The sequence below is a fragment of the Lacrimispora sphenoides JCM 1415 genome (assembly GCF_900105615.1).
In the GTDB taxonomy this organism is placed as follows: Bacteria; Bacillota; Clostridia; order Lachnospirales; family Lachnospiraceae; genus Lacrimispora; species Lacrimispora sphenoides.
Genome location: NZ_LT630003.1, coordinates 1,158,191 through 1,179,510, shown reverse-complemented (window position 1 = coordinate 1,179,510; position 21,320 = coordinate 1,158,191). Strand labels below are relative to the sequence as shown.

Genomic DNA, 21,320 nt, shown 5'->3' with positions numbered 1-21,320 from the left:
TTTACGACAGGGCTTTTCCCTGTATCAAATGTCTGCAGATAAAACAAATCCGTATGAACGTATAAAAAAAGCGCCTCAGACCGTTCATACGGCCATAGAGACGCAGGATCTACCGCGTGGTACCACTCTATTTCATACAAGTTTCGTATGCTCTCACTGGATATGAAAAACATATCCGCCCGCTGTAACGGTCAGGACACCGGCAATGCCTACACAGAAAGCAAAGCTTCCTTCAGCACGCTACTCAAAGGCGAGTTCGGCTGTCATTCCCAACCGGCTTCCACCACCCGCCGGCTCTCTGTATGTTTCAGACAGTTTACTACTCCTAATCACAGTATTTTTGCTAACTACAAATTTAACATAATTGACGAATTGTGTCAACCGGATTTTAAGAAACCCAGATTTTCTATCGATTGTCTTTCTATTTCATTAACTGGACGAAATGATAAAGGTCACAGCCGAAACAAGAAAAAACAAGATCATTCCAAGATTTAAAAATAGTATTTTAAATGCCCCTTTGCCCCATGTCTCCATAAGTCCGGGATGTAATACTAACTTTTTTTGATTGATAAAAAACAAAACAGTTCCGGCAATTACCGCTCCAAGCATAAAAATGGAGTAGGCTACGGCAAGCTGCGGATCGTCTCCTATATGAAGAGCCACAACAGAGCCGAGGAAATTAATGATCATATGAAAAATGATGGTATAGCGAAGCTTCCCCGTCTGAATATAAATATAGGCTAACACCAGACCGATTCCAAAGGCATAAAAGAACTGATAAAAGTTTCCGTGACTTAAGCCAAAGACAACGCTGGATACTAAAATCGCCGCCTTATCTCCATAAAGACGGATCCGGTCAATTAAGATCTTACGAAACAGGATTTCTTCACAAATCGGGGCCATTACCACCATGGTGACAAAAATTGACCAGGTGCTTAAGCCCTTCATCACTTCCTCTACCGGGTTGACCATAGGCTTTCCCAACAAAGCACAAACTATACTCATAAGGCTCTGACCCATAAGATTTCCAAAAAACAGGGTACTCATACAGACCAGGAATCCGGAAACCAGCATTCCTGCCCCGGCTTTTCTTGCCACGGGTCTATATAAAACCGGCATATCCTTTATTATCAGCCAGGCAACGACTCCTCCCACAAGGTAATTCGACAGGGAAACAAATACCATATACCAGTTTCCAAAGGTTATATTCATGCCAAACCGGGATAGTAAAAGAGCAATGACTCCTACCCCAAGCTGTATAACAATCGTTACAAGAAGGAATGCTCCATATCCGATCCCCACTCTTGTAAACGCCTTCCATGCATTTCTTCTGTCTTCCACTATTCTCATACCTCCTGCCAGTTGGTATCAGTTTATCACAGATCAGAAAAAAGCGCAATTATTCAAAGCCCCCCTCCTACCGGCTATGCATGATATTTCAGTTTTGTGTCCACCAGAAAGTCAATGCCCAGCTCATCCGGTTCTCTTCTAATTTCTTTATTTTCACGATCAAACAATTCCGGATATTTGGATACCAGAGGCCGTTCCTTGCTGATCAGACGGTTCAGATGATGGTTTAATACTCCATGAAGCTGTTCAGAATCCTTTGCAAGGATGGCATCCACCATTTCTCTATGCTGCTTTACAACCCCGGGTTCAATTCCGGAGTCTGCCATCGCCAGCATCTGGATTCTTCTGTAATGGCCGGAGTTTGCCGCCAGAATATCATTGCAGTATCCCTTGTTGGCTCCTTCGTAAAAGATGGAATGAAAATACATATCCTCTGCCCGGAATGCCCGGATATCTTTTGTTTTTTTAAGCTGCTCCTGTCTGTCCAAAGACATCTCCAATGCGGTGATCGCCTTTAAATTGCATACCGCCATAAATTCCAGCATCACATTTTCTTCCACACAAATCCTAAGAAACCGCTCATTGCGTACCTTATCATAATCAATCTTAGATATCATGGTTCCGCGCTGGGGAAGAAATGTAATGAGCCCCTCCTTGGAAAGGCTGATTAATGCGTCCCTGACCGGAGTTCTTCCAACCTCATAGGACTCGCTGATGTCCTTGATGCTGAATATCATTCCAGGGCGCAGCTTCAAATCCAGTATATCGGATCTCAATACATCATAAATGGTATCTTCCTGGTTGTTTTCTATGACGCCCATGAATGCCTCCTGTTAATAACTTAATACTTCCCTGTACATCTTCAGGGCTTCGTTTGAATTATAATTATAATACAAAAGAATATCAAGAGCAAATGGTGAATAAAGAAATCCATTTATTTTCTTTGAAAAATACATGCCGGCAATCTCAGATAATGCTCTGACGGTTGATTTACTCTTGTAACCGAACAATTTCCACAGAATCACTTTTTCCCTTCTGGTATAGATTCCCTCTTCCTGTTCCTCAAGAAAATGAAAAATCTCATGCCCCAGGATCAGCCTTTCAATCTGTTCCACCGGAAACAGACCTTCAAACAGGCCATTTTTCGCCGCAAGCTCTATGGGTTCCTTCATAATCTGTATCTTGTCCGGAGGGGTAAAAAGAGCAAATAACACCCTGTCAGCTATCTGCCCACTGTCCGCGTACTCCACGCTAAGTTTTAATTTCTCTGCCAGTTCCCAGGGATCCCAGGTTCCCAGACTGCTCATAACCTTATCTGCCATTTCATATCCGCAGCGGATCGCCTGTTCAATCATCCTCTTTTTTTCCGATTCGCTGACCTTGTCTCGCAGGATGTCCCTGGAGAATGCATACATTCCCCAGGACAGATCATCCACCTGTGCAAGGCTTTCTGCCATTTCCCGCAATTTCATCTCCGACATATCCGTCTCCATACATTTAATTCTGTTTTACGTTGGCTCCGACAATCATAATTTCTTCATCAGGCTCCAAAGATGATACCTCCAGATCGATCAGGAGTTCCAGCTGTTCAAAATCCTGGGCAGCAAAATCCGTGACCCGGGCACCCATACAAATGTAATAATCCGGCCTTATAATCAGGTCCGTCTGGTAAACAGCCATATCATCCCAAAGCTGTTTTAACGCTTCCAGATAATCTGCCGCTCTTACCTTCCGGCACATACCTCTTCCTCTCTGCACCTTAATAAAGCCCTTTTTATCAACGATACGTATGGCACCGGGAGAGTCGTCCTCCACCTTTTCCCCATAGATATAGAAGTAATCCGAACTTGCCAGTAGCTTTGTTTCCTTGTCTGCAATCCGCATATCCTGGGCAGCCAGATGCCTGGCTTCCGTTTCATCGCATTCCTTTAAAAGATCCGCTGTTTTAACCTCTGTGGATCCGGTTGCAATCGCCGTTACCTTGGAGGTCTGCGGATCAATCTCAATGTGGATTTCTACTGATTCTGCGGTCGCTCCGGACTCAATGGCTTTGTTTAAGGCCTCATTCTTAATGGCGCGGATATCTTCCTTAGATGGAGTGGGTATAATGCGCTCCACCACATCCCGCACCATGGATAGAGCAACACCAATGGATGAAATGACTTCTGCATTTTCCGGTATGGAATATTTAACGCCCATCTTTTCACTAAAATAGATAATCAGGGAAGCAGCTCCTCCACCTACGCCGACCAGTGAGATCTGATCTTTTTCCAGCTTATATTTCTCCGCCAGTTCCAGTATGACGGGTTCAATCTTTGCATAAGCCTTTTCCATGATCTGCTTTGCAATATCTTCCGCCGTGGTGCCGCAGTAATCAGCCAAAGCCGCCATGGCCTTTCTGGCAGATTCCACATTTCCGTAAGAAAAATGCTCTGGCTTTACCAGTCCCAGCACATTGGCCGCGCAGGAATTGGTAAGCGTAACCGCAGAACCGTCATCCAGCCGGATCCGGACATAATCGGAAGGATCACCGGGTTTTGGGGAGAAGAACTCCACCTTTGGCCCTTTGATTTTAGCCGGGTCCGTAAACACGGAATAATCCAGTCCTGCAATATGGGCAGAACGGGGACCTACATCCAGAACCCCCTGCTTATTCGCCCGGACCATGGACCCTCCGGCCACGCCTAAAACCCGCACATCAAGGGAGGAGATATAGGTAGGATGTCCGCCAACAATGGAATAATCAATGGCAGGACGTCCGTTTTTAATGACGCCGATGTTGGTGGTGGTTCCTCCCACCTCAAAATAAACGCCGTTGGATGCACGCAGATACATGAGTGACCCCATCACGGAGGCTGCAGGCCCTGACAGCATGGTCAGAACGGGGCGTTTCTTCATTTCAGAGATTTCCATTACCCCGCCGTCGCCTCTCATAATCATCAGCGGCACATACACCCCGGCCTCTCTTACGGAGTCCTCTGTCGAATTGGCCGTATCTAACATCTTTGGAAGGATGGATGCATTGATGGCAGCGGTTCTTGTCCGCCTGGTAAGCCCGTAGAGCTTGGTAATATCGGAGGCCATGGTAGTGGGAATGCCTCTTTCGCTGGCAGCCTCGTAGACCTCCTGCTCCGGCCCGCCGTCGTCTACACCAAAAGCCATGGAGGAAACAAATACCTCTGCTCCTGCTTTCTGCATCTCCCCAATGGTTTTTTCCACTACGGATTTATCCATTTTTTTAATGTTCAGAAAATCATTGATAATTTTGATTTTCTTATGATTTCCCAGATCAATATCTGATAGTCTGGCCTGCTTTTTTGCAAGGATTCCTTCCAGACCACCCTTAGCCATACCGATAACGCCTACTGCAGCCATATCCCCCTCGATCAGCGCATTGGTAGCCTGTGTTGTTGAGTGGGCGACGAATACTACATCTTCCGGGCTGATTTGATTTTCGCGAAGACAATTTTGGAAGGACTTTACCACTCCTGCCGCGACGCCTCTGGGATCGTCATGGGTTGTCTTCACTGAAGACTTTCCAATAATTTCATGGGTGGCATTATCAATGGCAACCGCCTTTGTATGAGTGCCTCCCACATCGATGCCCATTCTTACTGATCTTCCCATTATGACCATTCCTTTCTAAAGAGGGAACTGGCAGTATTCTCTGCCAGTTCCGTATTTATTTCATATGATATTACATTAAACCACCGTAAAGGACAAAGGCAAGAATACAGCAGATAAAGCCGACGATCCATCCTGTGGGTATGGACATCTTCATATAATCTTTTGTCGAAACCTTTGTATAGCCAAAGCCCCAGGCTACCCAGGACTGGGTGATATCCAGATGCTGCGGTGCAATGGTTGTGATAGCAAACAGAGGATATAAGAATGCAACAGGTGCGTCCGGAAGTGCGGCAATGACAACCGCCAGAATTGCAGTTCCGCATCCAACAAGGTTCAAAGGACCTCTAAAGAAGCCAAGAGGAGTCAGGATTGCAAAAATAAGAGCAAGGATCAAAGCGCTCCTCGGAACAAAGCCTCCCAGAATCGCAGTAAAATACGGTGCGGCATATGCAGCAGCGTTGTTGAACATGGACAGGGTAAGCAAAAAGCCGATCATAGGAGCAACATCAATGGAACCATCGGTAAACAGCTTAGCAAAAAGCCGGCAGATATCGGAATATGTTCCTTTCAGCTTTCCAGTGGTTATCAGTGCATAAATACCGGCAAGGCAGAATCCAAGGATAATTGGAATCTGAAAGATTACAACACCCAGAACCGGAAGAATGACAGAAATCCAGGAAATGGCAGGAGCATTATCGCTTACAGTAAAAGATTTTGCCGCCCAGGCATGAGCCGCCTTCTTGCTCATGAAAAGATTGGCTACGATCAGCACCACCACCAGCGCAACTACCATACAGATAACGCCCATCTGGAAATAATCATTGTAAGTATAGTTTTCCGCAGCAGGGTTAAAGCCTGCATAAATCGTCTGATACTGTTTGAAATTCACAATATTGCCAAAGATGCCGGCCATAATGGATCCCATAAAGCTGAACATGGCAACAGGTGCCGGCACACCCAGGGACAGCATGATCGGAAGCACGATAACTGCAATGGAGATTACAGGACCAATCCCTGTCATAGACATAAAGATAATTGCCGTAACGATACACAACAATCCCATGGTGATCCTCGGTTTATCTCCGCCCAGCTCAACAACCTTACGGATAAGTGTTGATGCAATTCCTGTTTCTACCAGAACTCTGCCGAAGAATGCTCCGAAGAATACGTTGACCAGGATAGATTTTGCATATCCGGCCGGACCATCCGCATAAACGTAGGTCAGTACATCAATAAACGACTTGCCTTCCATAGCGGAATTGGGTGAAATAGAATTTCCCACCAACGCAAGCGCTGTCCAGAAAGTTGCCATGACTGCAAATCCCACCATGAGGTTTAGCCCTTTTACACAATACCATACCATGCCCAGGAAAGACAGAATCATGATAATGCCGATGAAAACATTGACGTTCATATGAACCCTCCTTTAAAAAATAAAGTTTATAGAAACCTGCGGAAAGCCGTCTAAGCCTCCCGCCACCCCTTAAGCGGCAGTAAATCGCCGTTTATACTAATATATTAGTACTAAAATATTAGATTGTATACGGGGATATTCCCAGTTTTTATGTTATTTATTTAGTTATTTATTACAAAATATTATGTTTTAACCTTGATTTATTTTACATTTTCACAACGTCGAAACCGTAATAATAATGTCGAACTCCACACTAATATATTAGTTTTCTTCTCTCGCAATCTGTATTTTTCTTATTGCACTAATCATTTGAAAAATCACTTTTCTCCCTTACTATTTTTCCAATTTAACTTAGTTTCAAATGGTTTTATTTCATATTATTTATCCTTAACTTAACATTAGAATTTATTCCTTTTAATCGTTGACACCCAAAAGTCATTTCCGTATAATGCAAGAAATAGTTTATCTGACCAAAAGTAGGAATGCTTATGAGATCAAGCCTTGTACCGGACGATATTCAGGCAGTAATAAGAAAACCCCATTGCAGGGCATACAAGCAGGCGCTGCAATGGGTTTTCCTATGACTTATTTAAATTTCCATCCTATCAATCTTTGATGCTCTTTCTTCTACTTCTCTCTTCTGCACATCTCCCGGAGCCAGTTCATAGCGGCTGAATTCATATTCATAGGTTCCGATGCCTCCGGTCATGGAGCGCAGATCCGTATTATAGCCAAACAGTTCAGACATAGGCACATCTGCCTCAATGACCTGCTTTCCGCTATGGTTGGAATTCATTCCCAGAACGCGGCCTCTCCTGCGGTTTAAATCTCCCATAACATCTCCGGTAAATTTATCCGGTACCGTAACCTTAAGGAATGCGATCGGTTCAAGCAGAACCGGATTTGCATCCATAAAGCCTTTTTTAAAGGCCATGGTTGCAGCCATCTTAAAGGCCAGCTCTGAAGAGTCAACCGGATGGTAAGAACCGTCGGTCAGCGTAGCCTTTAATCCCACTACCGGATAAGCGGCAAGCGGTCCTTTTAAGACGCACTCGGCGATTCCCTTTTCAACTGCCGGGAAATAGTTTCTTGGTACAGCTCCGCCAAATACGCTTTCAGCAAATACATAAGGAGTTTCTAAATCCCCGGAAGGTTCAAAGGACATCTTTACGTCGCCGTACTGTCCATGTCCGCCGGACTGTTTCTTATACTTACCCTGGACCTCCACTTTCTTACGAAGGGTTTCCCGGAAGGCAAATTTCGGTTTACTCAGTTCAATGTCAACCTTATAGCGGTTTAATAATTTGCTTACAACCACCTCCAGCTGCTGGTCACCGATGCCATAAAGGAGAGACTGGCGGTTTTCCGTATCAGTGACTGCCTTTAAGGTCCAATCCTCTTCCGTCAGCTTTGCCAGAGCGCTTGAAACCTTATCTTCGTCGCCCTTTGTCTTGGTCTTATAACGCATATACGTATATGGTGTGGATATCTCCGGTTTATGATAGACGATCGGTGCAGAGCGGAGAGCTATGGTATCACCGGTCTGCGTCACGTTAAGCTTTGACACGGCTCCGATATCTCCTGCTTTTAATTCCGTAACTTCAATGGCCTCTTTCCCTCTTAACACATATAGTTTCCCGACCTTTTCCTCTGTATCCTTATTCACGTTATAAATGGCGGAATCAGGCTTTAAGGTGCCGGTACAAATCTTTAACAGGGAATACTTTCCGATAAACGGATCCACAATCGTCTTAAACACACGGGCTGATAAGGACACATGATCGTTATACTTCGCTGTAAAGCGCTCACCCGTGGAAATATCCACGCCGATGCACTCAAAATAGTCGGGGGACGGAAAATACTTATCTATAGCCTGAAGCACCATCTTGGCGCCCTGGGCGTTAATTCCGGAACCAAGCATGACCGGAACGATATTTCCTTTTATCACATGTTCCCGAAGGGCTGAAGAAATCTCATCAAGGGTAAACTCATCACCGGAGAAATAGCGTTCCATATATTCCTCGCTGGTTTCTGCCACGGCCTCCATAAGAGCTTCACGGGCTATTCCCAGGTTCTTCTGGCTATATTCAGGAATCTCACATTCTTCATAATCACTGTTGACAGTAAAACGCCGGCCTGCCATTTTAACAATATTAACAAAACCTACGAACTTTTCGTTTTCACGAATCGGGAGGTGGAACGGCGCAATCTTTCTTCCGAACTCTTTATCAAGCTTTAATAACAATTCACGGAAACTTGCATGGTCGTCATCCATATTTGTCACAAAGAAAAGTCTGGGAAGCTTGTACTTTTCGCAGAGTTCCCACGCCTTTAATGTTCCAACTTCAATACCTGCCTTACAATTCACAACTATTACTGCTGCATCCGCAACACTGATGGCCTCTTCCACTTCGCCAACAAAATCAAAATATCCGGGAGTATCAAGCAGGTTGATCTTGATGGGGCCATCCTCTCCTTTATACTCCAAAGGAATCAGGGTAGTAGAGATGGAGAATTGTCTCTTAATCTCTTCTTTGTCATAATCGCTGATGGTATTGCCATCGGTAACTTTTCCCATTCTGCTGATGGCTCCGGTAATCAACGCCATAGCCTCTGCCAGGGTGGTTTTACCGGCGCCCCCGTGCCCAAGTAAGGCGACGTTACGGATCTGTTTGGTTCCATACACGTTCATAAACATTCCTCCTGTTCGGTATTTAAGTCTATAACGATATTTTACTAAAAATGTCTTATAATTGCAAGCAAAAGGTGCAATTTGCACAAATATTTTTTATACATATCCCAATTCAATAAAAGAAGCGGTTACTGTTATGAAAGTCGACAAAATTTTTATACAATCTTAACAACATCCGAGTTGAAATATACAAAAATCGTGATAAAATATACAATGAAATAATAGCAAATTTTTCAAACTGAAGAAAGTAGGAGGTTAATGGTGTTATGGGTAATTTAAGCTTATTTCTAATCATTTCCATTCTTGTTTCTATTTTTGCGTTTGCTTTTGCAGTGTGGTTGTACCGCTGGGTATCTGCACAGCCATCTTCAAATCAACGGGTGAAAGAGGTTGGAAGCTACATCAGACAGGGGGCAAATACATTTTTAAAAAAAGAATACATTGTTTTATCAAAGTTTTGTGCGGGAGCTGCGCTTCTGATTTTTCTGTTCCTTCCGGCTCCGATCTGGAGCGGGGGCACGGTTTTACATAACCTTACCATTGTTCTGGCATACCTATGCGGAACTGTTTTTTCTGCCGTCGCTGGTAAAATAGGAATCCAGGTAGCTACTATAGCCAACATTAAGACGGCTGAAGCAGCTCAGAGAGGCGGCTTAAAGCCTTCTTTTCTGTCTGCCTTCCGTGGCGGTGCCGTTATGGGAATGGCAGTCGTGGGAAGCTCACTTTTAGGTGTGACTCTTGTTATGATGATCAGCGGAGATTCCGTTGCACTGTTGGGCTTTAGCTTTGGTGCCAGCTCCCTTGCTTTATTTGCCAAGGCAGGCGGCGGTATTTTTACAAAGACCGCAGATATCAGTGCAGACCTTGTTGGGAAGGTAGAACTTGGGATCCCTGAGGATGATCCCAGAAATCCGGCGGTAATTGCCGATAATGTTGGAGATAATGTAGGAGATGTTGCCGGAATGGGCGCGGATCTGTTTGATTCTAACGTGGCTTCCACAGTATCCGCCCTGGTTATGGCGATCGCTCTTGGCAAAAAGATAGGCGTGGACTATGCAGCCATGGTATTCTGCTACGCTTCTCTGGGACTTTTATCTTCGATCATAGGAGTTATGGCCGCCCGTATGGGAAAAAAGGGCGATCCTACCATGGCTCTTAATATGAGTACTTATATTACCACCGGCATATTTGCCGTACTTACTGCCGGGGCAACAATCGTGTTTCAGTTTGACTGGCGCATCTGGGGAGCAACGGCTATAGGCTTATTTGTTGGTGTCATTATAGGAATTACCAGTGATTACTTTACAAACGATAATAAAAAACCTGTACGTAATGTTGCAAAGGCCTCTGAGTCAGGACCTGCATTCACCATTCTTTCCGGTGTTTCCTATGGTTTTTTAAGTGTACTGCCTGCTATGGTGGGAATCGGTATCTCCGCCATGATTTCCTATAACCTTTGCGCTTCCATCGCTCCTGAGGATCCTACTGCAGGAATGTTTGGAATTTCTATGGCCGCAGTTGGAATGCTTTCCATCGTCGGTATGATCATCTCCAATGATGCCTATGGTCCAATTGCCGATAATGCCAGAGGACTTGTGGAAATGGGCGATCTGGGAGATGAAGCACTTGAAATCACAGACTCGCTTGACAGCGCCGGAAATACAGTAAAGGCGGTAACAAAAGGATTTGCCATTGCGGCAGCCGGATTGACCATTATCTCCTTGCTTGGTGCATTTATGAGTGAGGTAAACGATGCGGCCGGTACTACAGTACTTACCGGATTTGATATTATTAATCCCACAGTATTTTTCGGAATGCTGGTAGGAGCTTCCGTTCCGGCTATATTCTCTGCTATGCTGATGCTTGGGGTAGACCGCAATGCACAGAGAATGGTATCGGAAATCCACCGTCAGTTCAGGGAAATCAAGGGACTTAAGGAAGGCAAGCCGGGAGTGGTACCGGAGTATGACAAATGCATTGATATTGCTACCAATGGTGCATTAAAGGAACTGATTCCTGCCGGACTCGTCAGCATTCTCGTGACCATTGTGGTCGGGTTTGTAGGCGGTGTTGAATCCGTCGGAGGATACCTTGCAGGCAACATTATCAGCGGTCTCCTGCTCGCCCTGTTTATGAGCAATTCCGGAGGGCTGTGGGATAATGCAAAGAAATACATTGAGGCCGGAGGAAATGGAGGAAAAGGAAGTGAAGCCCATAAGGCTGCTGTAGTAGGGGATACGGTGGGTGACCCCTTCAAGGATACGGCTGGCCCGTCCATCAATACACAGATAACGGTGGTTTCTCTGGTAGCTTCTTTGATGTCTTCCTTGTTTTTGGCATTTTCCCTGTTCTGATTGATAACGGCAGGACTTAATATAATCGTGGCAGACCGCCGCGCACAGACTAAAGAAACGGTGTCAGGAAACAAATCCTGGCACCGTTTTTTAAGATTCAGTGAAACCTATATCTTTCAACATTTTATAAAGTTCTTCTTTCAGTTTCCTGCGCCCTGGCAGCCTTAAGAGCCGTATCCAGCGCACTCATCTCCGGTATCCCGGTCTCAGTGCCCGGCAGTCCTACCCGGACCTTCTCTTCCACCATACTCCGGATTATATCATTTTTAACCAGAACACTGCCCCAGAGCCAGAGGTTTAACTTGTCCTTAAGACTCTTTCCAGCCATCTTTGCTTTCGTATCCCGAATAAGCCCCCACAAGGCATCCCCGCATTCCCGGTGAATGCGAACGGCTTCATGATCACCAAGGGCTGCCGCCTGATATGCAAACAAGGATAATCTGGCGATCTCAGACTTTTCCATAAGATTGGCATTAATAAAATCATCTATTTTTTCCAGCGTATCAAGCCCTGTCTCCTTAATAATAAGTGGTGTGAGAACGGGACATTTGATTCGTCCGGACAGATCATCTCCTACTGCTTTTAAGGTTTTTAGCCCCATGTCAAACCCGCTTCCCTCGTCGCTAATGATGTGATTCCAGCCGCCGGTCCGATAGATACTTCCTTTTTTATCTCTCCCAAAGCATACCGAACCGGTCCCTGATATGACTACCAAAGCCGGATCCTCTGTCATGTGAAGAAAGACCTCGCAGTCATTTAACACCAGCAGCCTTTCATGAGGAAATCCCATCTCCTCAAAGCTGGACCTGCAATCATGCTCATCCGACGGAGAATCGATCCCGCTGGCTGCAACACAGATGCCCAGGCAGAAGCCCGGATCCAGATGAAGTTCTTGAAGGGCCGGAAGTACCAGATCCCGGTATCGAAGCCGGCTTTTCTCCGCCCCATCCGTATTGAGGCTGCAGCCCGGTGCTGTAAATTCTCCAAGTACCTCTCCATCCGAACCGCAGATTTTAAGCCTTCCATTGGTTCCGCCAATATCCAATCCTGCATAATATCCTTTCATGATGCCCTCCTCCATATATGTTTCATTTCCACGGCAGAAAGCCTGCTGTGGTAAACATCTCCTTCCCTCCAAGAAGATATTTTTTTAACGAGATTTGCAGCGAGGTGCTGCATGGGTAATTCTCCAGTTTTTCCATAGAACAATCAAACCCCATAACCCGTTCCAGAATCTGGGGCTGTTCCGTCTTTAAGGGCATTTTGTAAAAACGCTTCATAAAACTTATGATCCGGCTTTTCTCCGGCAGAATAGCCTCCAGATGAGGATCCAGCAGCCAGCTGTCACAGACTAGAAGGCTTCCTGAATAATATTCTTTTGCCGTTTCCAAAGCAGAATCAATTTTATCGGGAGAAAGGTCTGCCCCTTCCGGAATGTGAACTGCTACCGCCTTTTCTCCCGGAGCCAGTTTAAGCTCCCAGTCAGACAAATTAAGCGTTACCGCTTTCTCCATCTCAAGCACTCCCTGCTTAAGATCCGGCGAAAAACCAGTCACCGTTTCTTTCAGAACCTTTACATATGTTTCGGACTCCCTGTTTAAATTTCTGCCATTGGTCCCCGAAAAATAACCATCCTGATCTACTTTAAGTCCAGGACATGCCAAAGCCTTATATTCGCCGGTCTGCCTGTTTTTATAAATCAGGAAGGGTAATTCATAAGTCACCTCCTCAAACTGCAGGCTGCCAAACCGACGCACCCTGCCGGAAACGGACCGGAACACCCACTCAATCTGATCAAGGCCAACCTTATCCCCATGGTATCTACGGTAAACCTTAATCCAGATTTCAATATCCTTCATGGATTCCAGAAGAACCCATTCCGGGATCCCCTGATTTTTAAATTCATCAATAGCCTCCGGCAGCATCCAGTCTATATAAACGACCGGAAGCAAATAAGCATCCAGGTTCAGCATTTTCGCATGCCGGATCCCAAGCTCTACCGCTTCTGCAGCGTGTTCCGGGTTCTTTCTTTTCAGCAGAAGCTCCTTGCACCATATGTAATTATTCATAAAAAAGGGATAACTGCGGAAAACGGCGGATGCAGAAGCAACCGCCTTTTGAGTATTTTCACTAAATATATTGTGTCTTATCATGATTTTCCATAAACCTCACTATTAACCCGCCTGCTGTCAGTACACGGTCCTTTTCATTAAATTCCGGCCGTAAGCTTTCCGCATAAGCCGTAAACTCATCCAGGGATTTAAAATCATGGCTGCTTCCGCATACGCAAACGTATGCCATATCATCTCCATAGGTCCTGTATTCGCAATCAAATAGCTGGTCATTAACAGGTTCCATCACGCCGCTGCACCACAAAGCAGCAAATCCATTCTTCTGCCTGCCCAAAAGCCAATGATCCCGGATCACGACCTCCTGGAATTTTGGAGCGGGGAAATAGGCGTGGGTAAAATGTATTGGATGCTCCTTAGGAATGTGGTAAACCGCGCCCAGAAGATTCCCCTTTTGAGCCAGAGCCGGCATCATTCCGTTTCCATACCAGAAGCCCGGTCTCATGGAACTGGAGTCACAGGTCCCCCCCGGATGGTTAGTGAACAGATCCGTCTCTTTATCCAGGGCTGCATACCACATGTGCTGCTGGTAACCGTAAACTCCCGGTTCAAAGCAGGTGGTTCCGTGGAATCTTTCATTGAGGGACTTGGTGTATTCACAGGTTGAAGGATCTGCATCCGGATCCAGAGTCAAATTCTTCCAGCGCTCAAATCCCGGATCCAGTCTGGGGGACTGAACTGAGGTCATACAGTATTCCGGAGTCTTTTTCAGGCAGATCAGGGCATTTCCCGTAGAATAGCTTTCATCTGCCGGTTCTTCCATAAGCTGTATCAAACCGGCCGGCAGCCGGTATCTGCTGCTGGCATAAAAGCCCAGCCAGCCCTCGCCAAAGGAATAAGGAACTTTGGGATTGATTAAATTCATCAGCGCCTGGGCCCCCTGTTCAAAGGGATGGACCACTTCCCGGTATACACGTCCCATGGGAGCGATAATGACCCCATCGTAGGTGTGACGGCAGAGCATCTCTAAAAGACGGTCCGTAATTTTTACAGCGCGTGCAGAGATCTCTGGCTCCGAATAATCAATGACATTTAACAGGGCGGCAAAGGTGACGCACATATAAACGGTGCTTAAGAATTCTTCAAAGCCGTGTTCTTCCACATCCTCCAGCCAGCGCTCCACCTTGGCCTTTCCTGCTTTCGAAAGCTCCCTTCCGGTCATGTCCGCCCGGGGGAAGTGATCATCCGGATACATTTCCCCTGCATTCATGGCACAGGTATAGAACATCAGGGAATGATTCTCGCTCCAGAAACACATGGCATCGGAGCCTCTCTGGTCCATCCAGTACCTCCAGTTAAGAAGTACCTCCTTTACCCGTTTTGCCATGCTTTCATCCACCGGATAATTCTTTAAATACCGGATCAGGCCGCACACCAGGAAATCCGAGCAGTCATACCGGCTTTCGATCTGGTCAAGGGTCTCGTAAAGCAGGTCAATATCCCTTCCATCTTCCATGCCAAGGGCTTTCCTTGCAAGGATGTTTGAAATGGAAAAGCCAAACTTGTCTCCTCTGGATAAGCTTTCCGCATTCCCAATCCTGCGGAAAATGGCCTCCCTGTTTTCTTCAAAGTTCTTTCCATCTGAATACACCGGCTTCTGGGCCAGAATGTTCTCCACCTTTCTGGTGAGAACGGCATGTTCCTTTCTGACGCTTACTAAAATCACTCCAGGCTTTTCTTCGTCCAGAACCACTTGATTCCTGCCACTGATCTCCTGCCACTTCTTCCGGCTCTTAACTTGAGCAAAATCAGGACTCTGGCTGTCATAAGCCAGCCACGTGCCCTGGGGGGCATTTCCTTCATAGGTCATAACAGAATCCCGTATGCAGAGAGAGCTAAGCCAATTCTCCGTACGAACCAGTTCATCAGTTTTTTCACTATCAGGAAGAACAACGGTAATATCAGACGTATGATCCAGGATCTGGATTCCGAATAAGGTTCTGGTATCCCGGACGCCAAGAGTCTGAAGGCTGACATAGATCTGGTTGATGCCTTTCTTTAACTGAAGCTCCATGGTCTCTTTCCGGATGGGTTTGTAGACAGGCGGGTCCATATGGCACATAGGTACCCCGTTGCACCAGACATCCACTGCGGCATAAGACCATACAACGGCCTTTACCGTCAAATCCCTCTCAACCAGGATTCCGGTAACTGCATCCAGCTCCACCTTCTGAAGGGTGGAATAAAAGGTGCTTTCATCTACAAACCAGTTTCCATAGTGATAATAGTATCTCCATGGCATACCAAGCCGGCTGGTTTCTCCCAAAGCCACAGGCCCTTCCGGAAGGGCTATACTTTTGTCTGCCACCAATGATCTTAAATATTTCTCATAGCGCAGCTGGTTATCATCGGTTTCATGATTGATAAAATCCGTCTCCCTTGGGCCGGATACCAGGTAATTGGTAAGAAAGCCCGATCTGTTTAAATGTAATTTTTCCATCTTCTTATCCCTTTACCGCGCCAGCAGTCAACCCGCTCATGAAATAGCGGCTGGTGCACATATATATGACTATGATCGGTATGATTGAAATTGTAGAGCCTGCAAACATCAGGTTCCATGCAGCCGTTCCGTCTCCGCTGTTCTTTAACATGACAACGCCCACGGTCAGAGGGCGGAGCTTGTCGTTGGACATGGTGAACACCAACGGCATGATGTATTCATTCCAGCCGGTACGGAACGAAAGAAGTCCAATGGTCGCAATGACCGGTTTTAAAAGTGGTAATATTATTTTATAATAAATCTGGAAAAAAGTACAGCCATCTAATTTAGCCGCCTCATCAAGTTCCTTGGAAATGGTATTCATAAATCCTCGTACCAGGAAAATGTAGGTTGCCTGTCCCATACCAGTGGAAATCAGGATAATGCTTAGAAGGGAGGTGTTCATTTTCACCTTCACAGCGAGTTCAAACAGTGGTCTTAAGCTTACACTTCCCACGTTGACAAACATAAAGGCCACAAAAATGCTGTACAATAACTCTTTTCCTTTGAATTTTTTTCTAGCGAACACGTATCCGGCCATGGTCGTTGTCAGGATGGACAATACCATGACACCAAGGCTTATCATAAGGCTGTTCACAGTATAGACCGCGAAATTGGCCTTTTCCCAGGCCTGCTTGTAGTTGTCAAAGATAAATGTTTTAGGCAGAATGTCAGTGCCTCCTAAAAGCAGTTCATTATTCGCCTTAAAAGATCCCAGTATAATATAGATAACCGGGTAAAGGGTTATCAGCGAAATAACCAGGAGAAGCAGGAACAGAAGGCTTCGCATTACTTTTGTCTTTTTTGAATATACGGTATGTGTCTTTTCCATATCTGCCTCCTTAAACCACATCATCCAGTTTTCTTGCAAGGTACATATAAACGGCTGTAATCACGCCGATAATAAGAGCCGCCATAATGCTGAGTACGGTTGCATAACCGATCTGGGGCGTTGTCTGTGAACCGAATATCAGCTTATAAATATAGGTAAACATTACCTCGGATCTGCTGTTTGGTCCTCCATTGGTAAGTACAAGGATCGATTCATAATCCTTCAGCGCCGTAGTTATAGCCAGCATTAAGATAACCTTTAAGACAGGACTCAGCATGGGAAGGGTGATATAAAAAAATGACTGTACCCCATTAGCCCCGTCCATCTTGCAGCTTTCGTATATTTCTTCCGAGATGCTGGAAAGACCTGACATGAACAGAATCATATAGTTTCCGAATCCGCCCCATACCGCCACGATGATAATGGATATCATAACGATGGAGGCGCTTCCCAGCCAGTCAATGGGGGAATGGATCATTCCAAGCTTCTGCAGATAAGCATTCAATACGCCGTTGTATACGGCAAAGATAAAGCCGAATATAAGGCTGTAAACGGCGGAGCTTATGACCGTAGGCATGAAATAAATCCCACGGAAGATTCCGCTTCCCTTGATCTTCTGATTCAGCAATACAGCAAGAAGCAGGGATAAGGGTATGATGATGATTAACTTCATCACTGCATATTCAAAGGTATGAAGGACGCTGCGCCAGAAAACGGCATCCTGAAACATTCTGGTAAAGTTTTTAAATCCTATATAGTAGGCTGTAAATCCGTTATAATCATAGAAAATATATCGGAAAAGCCAGCAGAAAGGATAGATGGATATCACCACCAGCAAGAACACTGCCGGAAGCAGCATGAAAACAGAAGCAAAATCCCCCCTGCTGCCTGCCCGTTTCAATCGCTCCGCAAAGCTTAATTTTTCTTTCATGAGTCGTATCACCTTTCTTTAAAACAGGGGCTGCTTTTAGTTTGTCTAAAAACAGCCCCTCTGCTCTCTGCACTTATTTGTCTAAGTACTCAATAGTTCCTGCATTTGGATGCATCGGGTCAAAGTCCTTGATGATAAGTCTCTTAATCTTGCCCATGCTTACATCATTGTCAAGCGCCTCATTGTATCTCTTGTTTAAATCTTTGATCGCATCATCAGCACTGACATTGCCTAAGATCGCATTCCAAAGAGTTGCTATATAATCATCACCCTGGATAGCCACAGCCGGTACTGCCGGATATACGCTTTCGTAATCCTGTAATTTGAAATCTGCCAGTCTTCCGGTCTTAGAGGAATCGATCGCATCGCTCATATAGCTGGAGATCGGAAGGCAATAGCCGCCCTCTAAGTAGCCCTTTAAGAAATCTTCGCTGGAAAAGAACTTAATAACTTCCCATGCAGCATCTTTATTCTTGGAAGAAGAGAGCATCATGTACCCCTTCTGAGGCTGAATGGTTAAAGCACCCTTTACTTCTCCGTCAAGAGTCGGAACGGTGGATACTCCCCAGTCAAATTTAGTAACCGGGAACTGATCGGTAAACACGCCTGCTTCCTGAGATGCATTTCCCCAGAGAGCAAATGCACCCTCTGCAAACTGTGCTCTCATGGCGTCAACGCCCTGGGATACGGATCCTGGAAGAACGCTGTTATCTTTAAAGAACTGGTTGCTCTTTTCGATCACCGGTTTGTAACCGTCAAAATTAAATTCACCATTCTTATAGTCATAACGGTAGATACCGCTTGTCTCAGAAGTTCCTTCAATCCATCTGATGAAGGGAACACTTGAGGTAAAGGCAACACCGTAGCTTTTCCCGCCGCCGTTTTCCGTTACCTTCTTAGCCAGATCAATGACACCATCTAAGGTATCCGGAAACTCTGTAACGCCTGCTGCTTCCACCAGAGCCTTGTTGTACTCCATTCTTACACCGCTTCTCATGCCTGTTGGAATCCAGTATACATTGCCGTCGATCATGTCGATTCCTTCATACTGAAGCTTGCTGGCCTCGGTCACCTTCTCATAATCAGCATCTGTAATTCTATCATTTAAGGGCTCCAGGATTTTTGCATCTGCAAAGGTCTTTAAATCAAAGCCGCTCTGGCCTGCACTGATTCCTGCAATATCAGGTGCCGTGCCGGAGGAATATGCCATGGAAAGCATATTTGCGTAATCGTCTGTTACCACAGTCATCTCGATCTTGATGCCCTTGTCATTGGTCTCATTGAATTCGCTGATCTTCTGATCCACGTACTCGGAGTCATGACGGTCATTGGTCCAGACCTTAATCACGGTTTCCCCTGCTGAAGCGGCTTTTGTGCCCTCCCCCTCTGCCTGATTCTGCGCTGCAGTTGTGCCGGCCGTACCCCCTCCGCCGGAACAGCCGGTCAGTGTTGCAGCAGCCAGGACTCCTGCCATCATAAAACTCAAAGCTCTTTTTTTCATAACTTTCTCCTTTCCAAACTTATCATAACGTATTTGCCTTTATGCTATAATTTTAACCATTTCAGCTTTATTATGACATGGCATTTTCCATGTTTAATGTAACATTTTTAAACATTGTACCGCTGCAGACAGCCAAATGAAAATAAAAGGAGGCATCCCGCAGGCCATTATCCGGCATTTGGGATACCTCTCTTACGCTTCTTATTTTTCGGGAATGCGGATCACCACACTGTTCCTGTAATATGGAATCGTCTGAAAATCCATCTCCGCTTCTCCGTAATAGATTTTCAATCTTGTATAGACATTATGAAGCCCGATATGATGGCCTCCCGCCGGTTCATTCCGGTAAATGGTATCACGGGCTTTATCTATATCAATGCCGCAGCCGTTATCAGTAACTTCAATGTAGATCCAGCCCTCTTTCCGGTAAAACCGAACATCAATGGAAGGAATGCACACCGCCTCCCCCCACTTCTCATCCCGAAAGCCATGCTTGATGGAGTTTTCCACCAGGGGCTGTAATATCAATTTGAGAATCCGGTACTCATTTAGCTCCTCCTCCACATAGGACTGGAAGGAAATAGACTTATTGGTCCTGTGGTTCATGATATTGATGTAAGCTTCCACATGGGCGATTTCATTTCTGACCATGATAAGCTCATCCCCATAATTCAAACCAATCCGCATAAAGGTCCCAAGGTTATTGATCATGGATGATGCCACCAGAGTATGGTTATTCAGCACTTCAAGGTTGATGCCTTCCAGTGTATTGTAAAGCAGATGGGGATTAATCTGTTCTGCCAGAAGCTGTATCTCCAGCTGGTATTTCTCATGCTCATCTTCCTTGATCTGGCTGATTTGGGACTGAATGGTACTGTGCATGGAATTGACTGCTGCATTCAGTTGTCCGATTTCATCATCGTATTTTGTTTCATATGGCTCTTCATATTGATTCTCCTTGATCTGCCGGATGCTCTCCATAAGCCGTTCCAGAGGCGAAGTGATAAACTTAGACAAAAGAGCGGAAAATATCACAGAAAATATCAGACCGGCGCCGCCCATTAAGACGATGAATTGATTCATGGCTGCGATCTTCCTGTTTAAAGATTCTTTGGAAAGAACGCTGATCAGCTGAAGGTCCGAAAAGGGAAGCATCTGGGAATAAACCACATTGTCTGTCAAATCCGCAATCTGGCGGATCTGGGTATCCTTATTATTTTCCTTTACTCCCCGGATAAAATCCTGGTTTTCTAACACCATTCTCATGGACTGGGGATTTTTAATGCTGATGTTATTCCCCTTGGAATCCACCACAAAATAAGAGCGTTCAAAATAATTGGCATTGGATAAGGACAGCCTGCTCTGAAACTTCTGCAGATTTAACAGGACCACCAGTCTGGTGGCAACTTCTTCTCCCTTTGTGGTGATCACCACATTATCACCGGGAATCAGCGTTGATAGAGGAATCACAATGGGAATCACGTCCTGCTGCTGCAAAAAAGGGCTCTGGCAGTTAGGAAGCCAGGTAATCTCATCAATGGTTCCATAATCAGCAAGGAAATCAGATAAGTTTTTCTCCGGTCTCACCCCATATGCATATACCGTATTGCAGGTTCCATCCTTATTGACCATAAACACCGACTCAATCATGCTGTTGCTGCTTATAAGATTGATGAGCTGGACCTGAACCCCTTCCTGGTTTAAATAGTTGTTCTGATCCCGGCCGCTTACTACCACCCTTTGTATGGCAGGGGTGGAAGCAAAGCTGATTACATTGGTAAGCAAGGTATCATACATGTTATTTAAGGATTCCGAAATTACATTCATGGTATCCTGCATCTGCATTTCCACTTCTTCATAATAGAGTTTGTTAAAATAACCTCTTGCAAAAATGCAAATAAAAATTGTCAGCATGATGTCGATGCTGAACATGCAAATCCGGATTTTGGAAGCGATCTTCCTGTCTCCAATAAATTTAAAAACCGTTTCTTTTAACCGTTTTATCATATCT

At 45.4% G+C, this 21,320-nt stretch carries 14 protein-coding genes and 1 other annotated feature; of the genes, 1 reads left to right on the top strand and 13 read right to left on the bottom strand.

All coding sequences use genetic code 11. The annotated features are described in order from the left end of the window. Window positions 1-93: 93 nt before the first annotated feature. Window positions 94-342, bottom strand: a binding site (T-box leader). An 87-nt stretch (window positions 343-429) separates the two neighbouring features. The 6 genes from BMX69_RS05270 to BMX69_RS05245 all read right to left on the bottom strand — a co-directional run bounded on the left by BMX69_RS05270 (window position 430) and on the right by BMX69_RS05245 (window position 9,083). Continuing rightward, window positions 430-1,341: a CPBP family intramembrane glutamic endopeptidase gene (locus BMX69_RS05270; protein ID WP_242941364.1), complete on the bottom strand. Its 912-nt coding sequence runs from the start codon at window positions 1,339-1,341 to the stop codon at window positions 430-432. A gap of 83 nt (window positions 1,342-1,424) precedes the next feature. Further along, window positions 1,425-2,171, bottom strand: a complete 747-nt coding sequence (locus BMX69_RS05265) for a GntR family transcriptional regulator (protein ID WP_100041755.1) — start codon at window positions 2,169-2,171, stop codon at window positions 1,425-1,427. A gap of 12 nt (window positions 2,172-2,183) precedes the next feature. Further along, window positions 2,184-2,831 carry a hypothetical protein gene (locus tag BMX69_RS05260; protein ID WP_100041754.1) on the bottom strand — a complete coding sequence of 216 codons (648 nt, stop codon included), beginning with the start codon at window positions 2,829-2,831 and terminating at the stop codon, window positions 2,184-2,186. Window positions 2,832-2,847: 16 nt separating this feature from the next. After that, window positions 2,848-4,977 (bottom strand): hydantoinase/oxoprolinase family protein, encoded by a 2,130-nt coding sequence (locus BMX69_RS05255; RefSeq protein ID WP_100041753.1) that lies wholly within the window; start codon window positions 4,975-4,977, stop codon window positions 2,848-2,850. 70 nt (window positions 4,978-5,047) lie between these two features. Continuing rightward, window positions 5,048-6,391 (bottom strand): hypothetical protein, encoded by a 1,344-nt coding sequence (locus BMX69_RS05250; protein ID WP_054789602.1) that lies wholly within the window; start codon window positions 6,389-6,391, stop codon window positions 5,048-5,050. A 589-nt stretch (window positions 6,392-6,980) separates the two neighbouring features. Continuing rightward, window positions 6,981-9,083 (bottom strand): elongation factor G, encoded by a 2,103-nt coding sequence (locus BMX69_RS05245; RefSeq protein WP_100041752.1) that lies wholly within the window; start codon window positions 9,081-9,083, stop codon window positions 6,981-6,983. A gap of 266 nt (window positions 9,084-9,349) precedes the next feature. Here BMX69_RS05245 and BMX69_RS05240 point away from each other — a divergent pair, with 266 nt between their 5' ends. Continuing rightward, window positions 9,350-11,437, top strand: coding sequence for a sodium-translocating pyrophosphatase (locus BMX69_RS05240; protein ID WP_100041751.1), 2,088 nt, complete (start codon window positions 9,350-9,352; stop codon window positions 11,435-11,437). A 124-nt stretch (window positions 11,438-11,561) separates the two neighbouring features. Here the strand turns inward: BMX69_RS05240 and BMX69_RS05235 are convergent, their stop codons facing one another. The 7 genes from BMX69_RS05235 to BMX69_RS05205 form a co-directional block, all read right to left on the bottom strand. Then, window positions 11,562-12,503 (bottom strand): BadF/BadG/BcrA/BcrD ATPase family protein, encoded by a 942-nt coding sequence (locus tag BMX69_RS05235; protein WP_054789633.1) that lies wholly within the window; start codon window positions 12,501-12,503, stop codon window positions 11,562-11,564. Window positions 12,504-12,525: 22 nt separating this feature from the next. Beyond that, the gene (locus BMX69_RS05230; RefSeq protein ID WP_166433176.1) at window positions 12,526-13,506 is read right to left on the bottom strand and encodes an acyltransferase domain-containing protein; all 981 of its coding nucleotides are present in this window, start codon (window positions 13,504-13,506) and stop codon (window positions 12,526-12,528) included. Between the two features lie 61 nt (window positions 13,507-13,567). Continuing rightward, window positions 13,568-16,006: a hypothetical protein gene (locus tag BMX69_RS05225; RefSeq protein WP_100041749.1), complete on the bottom strand. Its 2,439-nt coding sequence runs from the start codon at window positions 16,004-16,006 to the stop codon at window positions 13,568-13,570. Between the two features lie 4 nt (window positions 16,007-16,010). Further along, window positions 16,011-16,877: a carbohydrate ABC transporter permease gene (locus BMX69_RS05220; RefSeq protein WP_025232623.1), complete on the bottom strand. Its 867-nt coding sequence runs from the start codon at window positions 16,875-16,877 to the stop codon at window positions 16,011-16,013. 10 nt (window positions 16,878-16,887) lie between these two features. Next, window positions 16,888-17,808 carry a carbohydrate ABC transporter permease gene (locus tag BMX69_RS05215; protein ID WP_025232622.1) on the bottom strand — a complete coding sequence of 307 codons (921 nt, stop codon included), beginning with the start codon at window positions 17,806-17,808 and terminating at the stop codon, window positions 16,888-16,890. A gap of 73 nt (window positions 17,809-17,881) precedes the next feature. Beyond that, window positions 17,882-19,309 carry an ABC transporter substrate-binding protein gene (locus BMX69_RS05210; protein WP_100041748.1) on the bottom strand — a complete coding sequence of 476 codons (1,428 nt, stop codon included), beginning with the start codon at window positions 19,307-19,309 and terminating at the stop codon, window positions 17,882-17,884. 201 nt (window positions 19,310-19,510) lie between these two features. Further along, window positions 19,511-21,316: a sensor histidine kinase gene (locus BMX69_RS05205; RefSeq protein WP_054789597.1), complete on the bottom strand. Its 1,806-nt coding sequence runs from the start codon at window positions 21,314-21,316 to the stop codon at window positions 19,511-19,513. Between the last annotated feature and the right edge of the window lie 4 nt (window positions 21,317-21,320).